Below are 12,242 nucleotides of genomic sequence, written 5' to 3'. Positions count from 1 at the left end.
CCCCCGGTTTCCCCGGCGGGAGCCGTCGGCGAGCCACCGATTTCGGTCTGTCGCGTGTCAGGCATCAGCGGACCGCCCGGGTCGTCGAGCCCGGCTCCACCCCACCCGCCGGCGCCGGTGCGACGACCAGACCTTCCAGGAACTTAGCGTGGAGCGGCATGGCCTGGGCCGTCTTGCCGACCATCTCGCGCACATGCCGCACGAACCGCCGCGCTTCGTCCTCAGGCAGGGAATCGACGAGAGGGTCATAGCCGTCAGGATGGATCCCCTGCCCCAGCATCACGGCGATCCAGCTGTCCTCCGTAAACAAGGTTTGGACGCCGCGCAGAGCACGTCCCCTGGATTTGAAGAGGTCGATCTTGCTTTGGAGGCTGTCGGGGATCGGCATCTGGGCCAGGCGCCGCCAGAACGGCTCGGACCGATTGTTGGCCTTGTAGTGCAGGATGATGAAATCGCGGGTCTGTTCGTATTCGACCTGGTTGAGGCGATTGAACTCGTCGATCTCCGGCTGCGAGAAATCCTTGTCCGGAAACAGCGCCAGCAGGCGGGCGATCGCGTTCTGGGCCAGATGGATGCTGGTCGACTCCAGCGGCTCGATGAAGCCGCCGGCAAGCCCGACCGCGACGCAGTTCTTGATCCAGAAGGCCTTGCGGCGCCCGGCGACGAATTTCAGCCGGCGCGGATCCGCCAGCGGGGCCCCTTCCAGCGTCGATAGCAATCGTTGCTCGGCGTCGTCGTCGCTGATGAAACTGCTGCAATAGACGTAGCCATTGCCGGTTCGATGCTGGAGCGGAATGCGCCAGCGCCAGCCGGCCTCGTCGGCGGTGGCGCGGGTATAGGGCGGCGGCGGCCCGACGTTGGAAGACGGCGCGGCCACGGCGCGGTCGCATGGCAGCCACTGGTTCCAGGTCTCGTAACCGGCGTGCAGGGTCTCTTCGATCAGCAGGCCTCTGAAGCCGCTGCAGTCGACGAACAGGTCGCCTTCGATCTGCTCGCCGTTCGCCAGCTTCACCGCGCGGATGAAACCGTTGTCGGCGTGTTGCAGGACCTCGGTGATCTTTCCCTCGCGCCGGACAACGCCCCGCCGCTCGCTATATCCGCGCAGATAGCGCGCATAGAGACCGGCGTCGAAGTGGAAGGCGTAGCGCAGCGACGACAGCACGCTGTCTCCCCTGCCCGCCGGCCGCGCGAAGCGACCAAGACGCGCCGCCATAGCGCAGAGATTGTAGTCCTCGATCGGCCCCAGCTCGACGTCGCCCCTCTGGGCGAATTTGAGCCAGAGCTGGTGGAACTTGATCGCCTGGGTGTCACGACCGAACATCCCGAACGGATGGATGTAGCGCTCGTCGGGCCGGTTCCAGCCGACAAACTCGATGCCCAGCTTGAACGTGCCTTGGGTCTCGCGAAGAAACTCGTCCTCGTCCAGGCCCAAGGCCGCGTTGAAATCCAGGATCGAGGGGATGGTCGCCTCGCCCACGCCGATCGTGCCGATCTCGTCGGACTCCACGAGGGTGATCTCTACGCCGGCATGAGCGACGAGCCGCGACAGCGCCGCGGCGCACATCCAGCCCGAGGTGCCCCCGCCGACGATCACCACCCGCTTCACCCGGCCGGAGGCGGTTTCCTGCCTATCGCGCATCCCCGCCCTCCGCCTTGTCGCCGCCGAAGCCGCGCCGCTGGGCCAGCTCGACCAGATCGCGGTGGGTCGGAAGGTTTTGGCAGGCGTAGTCGGCCTGCTTGCGAATGTCCGCGAACGCCGCGCGCGCTTCGTTGAAGTAGCGGTAGACGCCCGCCTTCGGGGTCAGGTCGCTGCGATAGCCCATGCCGTAGAGCACGTACTGCCAACTGGCCTCGGTGAAGATGTCGACGTTGGGATCGATGTCGATCGCGTCCGGCGGCCGAAAACGCCAGCGATCCAGCAGATCGTGCAGGCTGTCGGGAATGGTCGAAGCCGCGACATTGTCGCGCCAGAAGGCGGTGTCGCGACGCTCCGAGAGGCAATAGTGCAGCTTGATGAAGTCCAGCGTGCGCTCGTAACGGCGACGCATCAGCTCATTATATTGCCGCGCCGCCGTCTCCATCTCGCCGCCCCAGGGGAACAACGTCGCCAGCATGACGGCCGCCACCTCGGCGAAGACGATGCCGGTGGCTTCGAGCGGTTCGAAAAAGCCGCTGGAAAGGCCGATGGCGACGCAGTTCTTGACCCAGTTGATCTCGCGGTAGCCGGCCTCGAACTTGATATGGCGTATGTCCAGCCCGTCGCCGGCCTTGCCGACATAGCCGCGCAGGACACGCTCGGCCGCGTCGAGGTCGGTGTGATCGGACGAAAACACGTGGCCGACGCCGCGGCGGCTGTCCAAGCCGATGTCCCAGGTCCAGCCCGCCTCCTGGGCGGTCGAGATCGTATAGCTGGCGATCGGCGCGTCCGGCCGATCGTAGGGGACTTGCATGGCCAGGGCGCTGTCGCAGAACAGGACCGGGCGGCAGGACTTGTAGGGCGACTTCAGCGTCTGGCCGATCAGTTGGGCGCGAAAGCCGGTGCAATCGACATAGAGATCGGCCGTCATCAGCCCCGAGGCGCGACCGCGCACGGCGGCGATCGCGCCGTCCTCGGCCAGCAGCACCTCGTCGACGGTGTCCACGACATGCCGCACGCCAAGACCGGTGGCGGCCTTGCGCAGCACGACCGCCAGCTTGGCGGCGTCGAAGTGATAGGCGTAGTTGAGCGGCGCCACATAGTCGGGGTGGCTGATAAGTTTCGGCGCCCGGCCGGCGTCGGCCGTCACCTTTTGCGGTGTGTTGACCTGGCTCCATTCCTGATCGCCGGCCGCGCCGAGCAGCCAGTAGGGCAAAAGATCCAGCCCCGAAGGATCATGGGAGGCTTGGAACGAATGCAGGTAGTGATCGGGCTGGCCCCGACCGGGCTCGAAGCGCCAGTGGGCGAACCGCGCCCCTTGCTTGAAAGTCGCGCTGGCTTCCCGGACCAGGGTCGCCTCATCAATGCCGATGCGGCGCAAGGTCTTGCGAATGGTCGGGAAGGTGCCCTCGCCAACGCCGAGGATGCCGATCTCCGCGGACTCGACCAAGGTGATCTCGACGCCGCCGGGAGATTGGGCGCCGAAAGTCCGGGCCAGATAGCCCGCCGTCAGCCAGCCGGCCGTTCCGCCGCCAACGATCAGTATTCGCTTGCTCAAGAGCCTCCTCCAAGAAGAAAAAAGCGCCCTTCGGCCGGGGGAAAGTAAAGGCCGAAGGGCGTAAGGGGGAGGAAAAGTTAGAACGAAAGCCGTAGGCTGGCGTTCACACGGCGATCGGCCACGAACCAGCTTCGGGTGTACTTGCGATCGTCGGGATAGCCGCCCATCGAGGTCTTGACGATCTTGTTGGCGAGGTTGCTGCCTTCGATCGAGAACGACGCGTGGTCGTTGATCTTGAAGGTCACCCCGGCGTCCAGCGACCCGTAAGCATTGGCGTAGACGGGCAAGGCGATGTCGGTGAAGGTCCCCGCGCCCGGCGCCGAATAGTAGGTATAGTCGCCGTTGGTTCCGTTGGAGTTGGTCGACATCAGGTATTCGCTTCGCCAGGAATAGGCGACGCGGGCGGAAAGTCGGCCCCTTTCGTACAGGCCGGTGACGTTGAAGTTGTGTTTCGACAACCCGGTGATCGGCACGTCCGTGTGCACGCCACCGTTGATGTCGACGTACTGGTCTCCGGGGTTCTTGCTGTGGATGTAGGTGTAGTTGGCCTCGATACCGAACCCGGCCAACGGGCCCGGCAGGAAGTCGAAGAACATCCGGCCGCCGATTTCCACGCCCGAAATCTTGCCGTCGGCCTCCGAGTTGAAGACGTTGGTGGCCTGGGCGCTCTCGATGACGGTGCCCGGGGTCGGCGCCAAATAGGTCACCGGCACCGGCTGATTGGTCGCGCCATAGACCAGCAGGTTTTCGAGCCTCTTGTGGAATACCGCCAGGCTCAGCGAGTCGCTGCGATTGGGATACCACTCCAGCGACGCATCCAGATTGTTGGACAGGATGGGCTTCAGCCGCGGATTGCCGGTGTCGGTGGTGAAACCGTCGAAGATGGGTGGCGCGCCGCCGCCGCCGCCGCTGCTGATGGTCCGCACGCTGGTGTTGCCGCTGGCCTTCAGGGCGCTGAAGCCCGGATGATCCATCGTCACGTTGTAGGCGAAGCGCAGTCGGTAATCCTCGGTCGGCGAGAACTGCAGGTTCATCGCCGGAAGAACCCGCGTCACGGTCAGGCCATCGGCGCGTTCCTCGCCGAGATTGGCGATCGCGGTGAGCACGCCGTTACGGATGAACTGCGCCTCGTTCTGCTGGAAGAAGCCGGAGCTCTCGTTCTCGACGCGCACCACGCGCAGACCGACATTGCCGCTGACCGGCCATTTGAGGATGCTGGAGTCGCTGGCGAACCGCAGCGTCGCATAGGCGGCGGTGGTGATGGTCTGGTTCCGCAGGAAGTCGAAGGGGCCGTAGGCTATGGGTTGCACGGGGTTGCCGTAGCCGGTCGGCGTGGGCTGGCCCAGCGCCGGATCGAAACCGGCTGGAGGCCGGGCGTGGTCGCCCACGACGTCGAACCGACTGGCCATCGCCTGGCTGGGCATCAGGGTGTTGCCGGGCAAGTTGGCCTTGCCCCGGAAGAAGTTTTCGAAGATGCGGGTCTCGACATCGCCGGCGCGCGCGTTGGCGAAGGTCAGTTGCGGATCTCCGTTCCAACCGCGGCCCAGCGCCGTCCAGTTATAGCCGGAGTTCAGATCGCGCTCCGTGCGATCGGCATAGCGGACGCCCACCTTGAGCGAACGGAAGAACGCATCATCCGAGAACTTGTACTCGGCGTCGAGATTGCCCGCGTAGAGATGCCCGTGATTGCGCTCGTTGTGATCCATGGTCGCTTCCCAGGTGTAGGAGGCTGGATCGGCGAACACGGCGGCGGCTGAAGCGGGGAGCGTCACCTGGGGCAGGTCGCCCGTCAAATCCAGGCCAAACCTGCCTGGGAAGCGCACGCCCGGGAAAACGTCATAGCTTCCCCGCGTGGCCGAGGAGTCGACCACCTGGAAGGCGCCGCGCAACGACCACGGCCCCTCCGGCGTCCATTCGAATCCGGTCGAGAAGTCGCGGGTCTTGCTGGTCCCCTTGCCGTAGCCGGTATTGCCGCCCGCGGAGATCGGGTCACTCGACGGCGCGAAGGTCGCGTTATCGCGCACGAACATGGCGTCCGTGCGGATCAGGCCGCCGCTGGCGTCGAACTGGCTGACGGCGGGATCGACCGAAAGGTTCTTCGAAACCACGAAGAGCCCGGTCGCGGTGCTCTCTTCCTCATACTCGGACACGAACACCGTCTGGAACAGACGCAAGCTGTCGGTCGGCTGCCACTGCAGTCCCAGATAGGCGCCCGTTCGCGTGCGGTTGAAGCTCTGGTCGCCATAGTCGTAGCCGCCAGGAATGTAGCGATCCTGCCCGCCCACCTTGGTGTGGTAATAGGGCTCCATCCGGAAGAAGTCGGCGTTCGACGAATACTTGTTCTGGGCCAGGTCCAGCAGAACCCCGACCTTGCCGATCGCGGTGTCCCACGTGCGCGTCGCAAGCACCGAACCGCCGTAGGTGGTGTCCTTGACCAGGTCGCCATAGCTCGCCGAGGCCGTCGCCTGCAAAGCCGGCTTGTTGTAGTCGAACGGCAGCTTGGTGCGCAGATCGATCTGACCGCCCGTACCGCCCTCGATCTGGTCCGCCGTGGCGCTCTTGTAGACGTCGACCGCCGCCATCAGCTCCGGGGTGACATCGCCCCACGACAGGCCGCGGCCGCCATTGGCGCTGAAGATCTCGCGGCCGTTCAGCCGGCCCGCCACGCCGGAGAGGCCCCGGACCTGGATGCCGGAACCTTCGGCGGAGAAACTGTCCGGGTTGCCGAGGGCCGAGAACCTGACGATCGCGACGCCGGAAACCCGCTGCAGGACCTCGGTGATGCTGTTGTCGGGCAGCTTGCCGGCGTCGTCCGCCACGACCGAGTCGACGATGACCTCGGCGTGCTTCTTTCGCTCCTGAGCGGACTCGATCGCGGCCCGGCGGGCGGTGACGACGACTTCCTCAATTACGCTTGAATCGGCCTTCTTCGGCGCCTCATCCGCCCAAGCCTGACTGCCTGTCGCCATGGCGCACACCGCCAAGGCCGATGCGCCTTGCAATAACACCAGACGCCGAACGCTCTGCCTGCGAAGCATTTTTATCCCTCCCGTCTACTTGCCAGGGTTCTGGCGCTCTGAAGGCGCCGATTGAACCGAAGTGACACGTCGCCAGATGGCAACGCTGTCATCCCCCTATCGACCTACCTCATCGCCGAAAATTAGCAAGATCATTACTCATACAAATACGACAATTTTTTCAAAATGCGACGCTATGTCGCCGACACCGGTGACATTCGAGAAGCTGAAAAATGCCAGCGAGATACGGCCAGGGAAGAACCGAACCCACTACATCTATCTAAATAATATGGATATTTTCACTTTCTCCACCGAATAAACTCGGCCGAGCACCGTTGACGCTCATGCGTCGCACAAGATTTAATTAGTCGGACAATTAAGACTGCAGCCGTCCGAAATCCCCGCCCATCCTCAGCGGGACGGGCGAGCGCCAGCTTGGCGTGGTCGCAAGGCGCTTCCTTCTTCTGGTAGCGCCATCAAAAACCGGCTGACACCTACTGAGGGCAAATTCCACCCCCCTTTAGCTCATGATTTTTATTTGTGCAAAGTTTTTTATATACGCATCTCACTTCGAGCCACGGTGATCGACGCTCGCCACACCGGGCAGCCGTGGCGAGCGAGGCCCTTTCAAGGAACGATCCGAAGACGACCTGGCAGGCTCCGGTGCAGCGTTCGCCCCCGAAGCCGACGACTTCGCCCCGGAGCGACCTCACCCAGGAACGGCGCCCTCCCCGATCAACTCACGGACCGGAGCGGGGTTCGGCAAGGACCATCAAGGATGGGGCGGCCAACGCTCCGTACAGCGACCGCGATCCCCTCCCCCAGCCACCGCCCCTCGACGACGGCTCCAAGGCGAGCGCCGGAACGCGCCTGGTCCCGCAAGCGTCTGCTTGCCCGCGCGCGCCACGAAAGCTAGAGCCTGGGACCCTTGCCCCCTAAGGTTTCGCCATGCCGGATCGCAAATACACCGCGCCCGCCCTAGAGAAAGGGCTGGACATTCTCGACCTGCTGGCGGGCCACGGTCAGGCCATGACCCTTTCGCAGATTTCCGTGGCGCTGGAAAAGTCCGTCGGCGAGATCTTCCGGATGATCCACGTCCTGGAGTTCAAGGGCTTCATCGAGACGGTTCCGGGCGCGGAAGGCTACGCGCTGACGAACCGGCTGTTCCAGCTCGGCATGGCGCGAGCTCCGGTCAAGACCTTGCTGGAGGCGGCGCTGCCGCAGATGCGCGACCTGGCTGCGCGGGTCGACCAATCCTGCCACCTCGCCCAGGCTTCGCGCGAGCAGATCGTTGTCGTCGCCCGGATCGAGAACCCCGGCTACTATGGCTACTCGGTGCGCACCGGCCACCGCCGCGACATCGTGGAGGCGACCTCGGGCATGGTGCTCTACACTTTCCAGCCCCCGTCCGTGCAGGCCGGATGGCGGGAGGTGATCTTCAGCGGCGTCTCCGAAGCCGACAAGACCGCGTTCCTGGCCAATGCCGAGCGGGTCGCCCGGCAGGGCTATTGGTGCTCGGAAAGCGATCTGGTGCCGAACATCATCGACGTTTCTTCGCCGATCATGGCCGACGGAACCGCGATCGCGGCCCTGACCATGCCTTATCTCTACAAACAGGGCGTGCGTCCGGTCGACGAGATCATCGCCGAAGTACAGTCTACGGCCGTGGCGATCTCGCGCGAGATCCAAGGCGTCACTTAACAGGGTGGCCCTGGACCCGGGGCGACGCCCTTAGCCGCCGCGCAGCAATCGCATGACGCTGGCTCGGATCTTCCCGTAGTTCCCGTCCGCCAACGGCCCCAGTATCCCGTGGCGCGAGGGCGCAAGATGATCCAGCGGGTGGCCGTTCGTGCGAAAGACATAGTGGTCGAAAAACGCGCGCCACGCCTGGCGCTCGGCCGCGGGTCGTTCGGCGATGGCGATCATCGCCAGCATCATGGTGACGAACGGCGCGTCGGGTCCGGCTGTAAATCCATCCCACCAGTAGTTGACGAGCAGGTTCCGAGGTTCGAGCGCTTCGACCTGGTGCCACCAGAGCTTGGGCAGATAGAGCGCGTCGCCGGCCGCGAGCTCGACCACCATGGCGCGATTACGAGCGTTTTCGAAACGGGGAAAGCGCGGATCGCCCGGCTCGGTCCCGACCGCAAGCCCCACCGGTTGCCCCGCCAGGGTGTGATCGATCGGGCCCACATAGAGGTCGCCGACGGCGTTCGGGGGATAGAGGGTGAAGCGGCGGCGGCCGGCGACGACGCAGGCCAGATTGTCGTAGGTGTCGTAGTGGCAGGCCACCCGGCCGGCGCTGCCGAGCCAGACGCGGGGCCGCGCGGTCGACGGCAGAAAGGCGACCTGATGGTCGAGGGCGAAGCCCGGCAGATAGTCGTCGGCCGGAAGCGAACCCATGTAGATGCTGGCGCGGTCCGCGTCGGCGGCGGCTTGGTCGATGCGCTCCAGGGTCTGGTGCAGGGTCAGGGATTCACGGTCGAAATTGAACCCGTCCGGCCCGTCGCCATAGTCATAACGCCCGGCGATGGCCGGCGCGCCGACAAAGGCTTGGCCGCGCAGTCCAGCGTCGAATCCGACCAGATAGTCCGCCAGGTCTTGCCAGGAGCGCGAGGCCGCGCGCGTCGACGGCCAGTCGCGGCACAGACCTCGCAGCACCATCGGCCGACAGGCCTGCGCCATGTCGCGCGCGAACCCCGCCGCGTCCCATCCCTCCGCGGCGCCAAGCTCGACAGGCGCCGGCTCCGGTCCACCCGTGATCATGCCGCCAGCCGATCGTTTCTCAGGTGCGCCAAGATCGAAACCTGCTTGAGCGATCCGGCCATGGCGTAGGCGAGTTGCAGGTAGCCGCGACGAAAGAGCGCGAGCACAGCCGCGTCCTCCAGTTCGGCGAGCGCGTCCAGGCTGACGGTGTAGAGCCCGCCCAGGCTCACGGACCTGCCATCGTCGAACGACAGGTCGATGTCGATCGCCTCGACCAACCGTTGCGCGACGAGCGCCTGAATGAACGCGTCGGTCTCCGGAACGCCAGCGTTCAACTGCGCGATCACGTGCTGGATACGGCGCAGCGCCTGGCTTGGCTGCCCATCCGCCTCGAAGAGCGCCGCCCCACGTCCAGCGCCAAATCGCGGATGGCCAGGATCGATCGCGATGGCGCCGCCCGGCGCGAGGAAGAAGCCCTGTCGTTCAAGATCGAGCGGCACGAACGCTCGCCGACCGGGCGCATCGCCCGCCAGCAGGTTCTCGCCCGGCTCAAAACCGAACAGCGCCCCGGCATAGAACTGTCCCGTGTCCGGGTTCTTGGTCAGGAAGATCGGGCAGGTCGCCGCGGCGGCGGCGAACTCGGCGGCGACGATTTGAACGAAATGCGGCCCTTCGGCGGGCAAATCCGCCTGGCGCAAGCCGGTGTGATCCCGAGCGTTCAGCAGTTCCAGGTCCATGGCCGTTTCCCCGTTGACGCCGCTGCCTGAGGTCCGCGAGCGCCTTCGCATGATCGATAACCGCGATTACGACACCGGCGCAACACGGCGACGAATACACCGACAAATACCCTTGATACTGGTATCTGTTACCGCTACCTTCTCAGTAATAAAAAATATTTCACGTAGGGAGGTTGTGATGCGATCGGACCGCAAGGACGACGGCTAAAGCCCATTTTTCCCAAAAAACCGAGACGTAACGGCCGAAAATATGCGTTCGGCCGAGCGATAGCGCACGCGTTCATTCCAGGGAAACAGGAGGGGAAACATGAAAAAGGTCCAGCTTACTAGTCGGAGTAATGCGTCCGAGATTCAGCGCGTGTCCAAGGCGACTCTCGTCGGTGCATCCAGCTTTCTGACGCTCGCGCTGTGCGGCGCGGCCAGCGCCGCCGCGCGCACGGCCGAAGAGCCCATGGCGACCGCCGCGGCCGTCGCGGCGCCGGCGGGCGAGCAGGCCGCCGCGCCGCGGTCCAGCGGAACCACCGTCGTCGATGAGGTGATCGTCACGGGCCTGCGCGGCTCGCTGCAGCGCAACCTCGACATCAAGCGGACCTCGGCGGGCGTCGTCGACGCCATTTCGGCCGAAGACATCGGCAAGTTCCCGGACTCCAACGTCGCCGCGTCGCTGCAACGCCTGCCCGGCGTCTCCATCCAACGCGCGGGGGCTCGTGGCGAGCCGCAGGGCATCACGGTCCGCGGCTTCGCCGGCGACTTCAACGAAACCCTGTATGACGGCCGCCGGATTTCGACGGCCACGGGCGGACGCTCGGTGGACTTCAGCACAGTCGGCGCCGACTTCGTCGGCGGCCTGTCCGTGCTCAAGACGCCCGATGTCTCGCTGTCGAGCAGCTCGATCGGGGCGACCGTCAATGTCGCCTTCCCCAAGCCGTTCGATCACCCCGGCCGCCGCATGGCGGTCACCGCCTCCGGTTCGCTGCAGGACGACTCCGGCAAGTTCGTTCCCACCGTCGGCGCCCTCTTCAGCGACACCTTCGCCGACAACAGGTTCGGGGTGCTGGTCGACGCGATGTACACGCGCCACGACACCCAGACCAACCGCGTCTTTGTCAGCGGCTGGCCGGGCGGGCGCTATGCGCCGTGCCAACTGACGGCTACCTGCACCAAGACGGAACTGGAAAACAAGACCATCCTCGGCTGGTTCGAGCAGCAGGCCGGCGCGAGCCAGATCTACACCAAGGATGAACGGATCGACGGCCGCATCGCCCTGCAATGGGCCCCGGTCGACGGCGTGACGGTGACCCTGGACGACAACTATTCGCGCCAGACCATCCGCGCCGACAACTTCGGCTACGGCATCTGGTTCAACCAGGAGAACCTGAGAAACGTCAAGCTGGACCAGAACGGCACGACAGTCGACTTCGCCCAGGGCGGCTCGCAAACCGATTTCGTGGCGGGAACCGATCGCTCGGTCCTGCAGACCAACCAGACCGGCCTGAACGTCCAGTGGGACGTGTCGGATAACCTGAAGTTCGAGGCCGACGGCAGCTACGCCAAGAGCTGGCTCAACCCCGGCGGCGAAATCAGCAGCGACAACGCCGACGTCGGCTACGGCTTCGACATCGGTCCGGCCCTGGGCATCAGCATCGGCGGCGACAGCAAGAACACCCTGCCGGTGCTCCACAGCTATGGCCCCAACGGCGACGCCGCACGCTGGGCCGACACCGCGGTCATCGGTTCGCACGTCACCGTGCGCCAGGCCCAGGAGAACACCGACGTCGTCAAGCAACTGCGGTTCGCCGGCTCCTGGGAACAGGAAGGCTTCCGCATCAAGGCCGGCGGCAGCTATCTGGAAGATCACTACAAATTCCAGAACAGCAACACCTTCGCCAACAACTACTGGCAGGCCTATTCGGGCTATGGCTCGCCGTCCGGAAACCACGGCGGCGTCCTGGTTCCGGCCAGCCTGTTCACCGGCCGCGTCAGCACCAACAACTTCATCCCCGGCTTCGACGGCGCCCTGCCGCCATACCTGCTGAAGTTCGACGCCCATGCCTACCAGCAGTACCTGACGAGCCTGGGCAATCCGCAGACCAAGAACATCCCCGGCTTCAACTACGGCGCTGGGACGGTCGGAACCCAGTTCACCGGCGCGTTCGACCTGGCGTTGGACAACGGCAGCATCCGCGACATCACCGAAAAGACCTGGGCGTTGTTCGTGAAGGCCAATTTCGACGTCGATGTGGCCGGCATGCCGTTCCACTTCAATGCCGGCGTGCGCGAAGAGAGCAGCCGCATCACGTCCAAGGGCTTTGGCCAGGTGCCGATCGAGATAAGGGACAACGCCGGCGATCCCACGCTGCTGACCGTGAGATTGAGCGACGCTCAAGCCGTAACGACCAAGAGCAACTATTCCTACCTGCTGCCGAGCATCGACCTGAAGCTGGAGCTCACCGAGAGCATCCACCTGCGGCTCGACGCCTCGCGGACCCTGACCCGTCCGGGCCTCAACCTGTTGACGCCCGTGCTCAGCGTCGGGACCGGCCAGCGGGTCGGCGCCTTGACGGCCAGCGGCGGCAGTCCGGCGCTCAAGC

The 12,242-nt window shown here is 65.0% G+C and carries 7 protein-coding genes; 2 read left to right on the top strand and 5 right to left on the bottom strand.

Translation table 11 applies throughout. The features are described from left to right. Nucleotides 1–64: 64 nt before the first annotated feature. The 3 genes from PMI01_RS01780 to PMI01_RS01770 all read right to left on the bottom strand — a co-directional run bounded on the left by PMI01_RS01780 (nt 65) and on the right by PMI01_RS01770 (nt 6,163). Entirely contained in the window at nt 65–1,639 is a 1,575-nt protein-coding gene (locus PMI01_RS01780; protein WP_007662219.1) for a tryptophan halogenase family protein, read from the bottom strand. Continuing rightward, nucleotides 1,629–3,194, bottom strand: coding sequence for a tryptophan halogenase family protein (locus tag PMI01_RS01775; protein ID WP_007662218.1), 1,566 nt, complete (start codon nt 3,192–3,194; stop codon nt 1,629–1,631). The genes PMI01_RS01780 and PMI01_RS01775 overlap by 11 nt, the downstream gene beginning before the upstream one ends. A gap of 77 nt (nt 3,195–3,271) precedes the next feature. Further along, on the bottom strand, nt 3,272–6,163 hold the full coding sequence (locus PMI01_RS01770; protein WP_035033971.1) for a TonB-dependent receptor: 2,892 nt from the start codon (nt 6,161–6,163) through the stop codon (nt 3,272–3,274). Nucleotides 6,164–7,159: 996 nt separating this feature from the next. Between PMI01_RS01770 and PMI01_RS01765 the strand changes: the two genes are divergently transcribed. Next, complete coding sequence (locus PMI01_RS01765; RefSeq protein WP_007662214.1) at nt 7,160–7,912, top strand: IclR family transcriptional regulator; 753 nt, start codon at nt 7,160–7,162, stop codon at nt 7,910–7,912. 30 nt (nt 7,913–7,942) lie between these two features. Here the strand turns inward: PMI01_RS01765 and PMI01_RS01760 are convergent, their stop codons facing one another. Next, entirely contained in the window at nt 7,943–8,893 is a 951-nt protein-coding gene (locus PMI01_RS01760; protein WP_238536985.1) for a cupin-like domain-containing protein, read from the bottom strand. Nucleotides 8,894–8,970: 77 nt separating this feature from the next. Next, the gene (locus PMI01_RS01755; protein ID WP_007662210.1) at nt 8,971–9,651 is read right to left on the bottom strand and encodes a SapC family protein; all 681 of its coding nucleotides are present in this window, start codon (nt 9,649–9,651) and stop codon (nt 8,971–8,973) included. A gap of 358 nt (nt 9,652–10,009) precedes the next feature. On the opposite strand from PMI01_RS01755, the gene PMI01_RS01750 reads away from it, so the two are divergent. After that, on the top strand, nt 10,010–12,242 hold a 2,233-nt coding region (locus PMI01_RS01750; protein WP_238536984.1), incomplete at its 3' end, for a TonB-dependent receptor.

The sequence above is a fragment of the Caulobacter sp. AP07 genome (assembly GCF_000281955.1).
Lineage (GTDB): Bacteria > Pseudomonadota > Alphaproteobacteria > Caulobacterales > Caulobacteraceae > Caulobacter.
Note: the sequence above shows the minus strand (reverse complement) of the source record. Positions and strands in the feature narration are given on the sequence as shown.

What these genes read in the sequence shown, in the direction of transcription:
- PMI01_RS01755 (WP_007662210.1), bottom strand. Translation starts at nt 9,651, where the DNA reads ATGGACCTGGAACTGCTGAACGCTCGGGATCACACCGGCTTGCGCCAG.
- PMI01_RS01760 (WP_238536985.1), bottom strand. Translation starts at nt 8,893, where the DNA reads ATGGCGCAGGCCTGTCGGCCGATGGTGCTGCGAGGTCTGTGCCGCGAC.
- PMI01_RS01765 (WP_007662214.1), top strand. Translation starts at nt 7,160, where the DNA reads ATGCCGGATCGCAAATACACCGCGCCCGCCCTAGAGAAAGGGCTGGAC.
- PMI01_RS01780 (WP_007662219.1), bottom strand. Translation starts at nt 1,639, where the DNA reads ATGCGCGATAGGCAGGAAACCGCCTCCGGCCGGGTGAAGCGGGTGGTG.
- PMI01_RS01770 (WP_035033971.1), bottom strand. Translation starts at nt 6,163, where the DNA reads ATGGCGACAGGCAGTCAGGCTTGGGCGGATGAGGCGCCGAAGAAGGCC.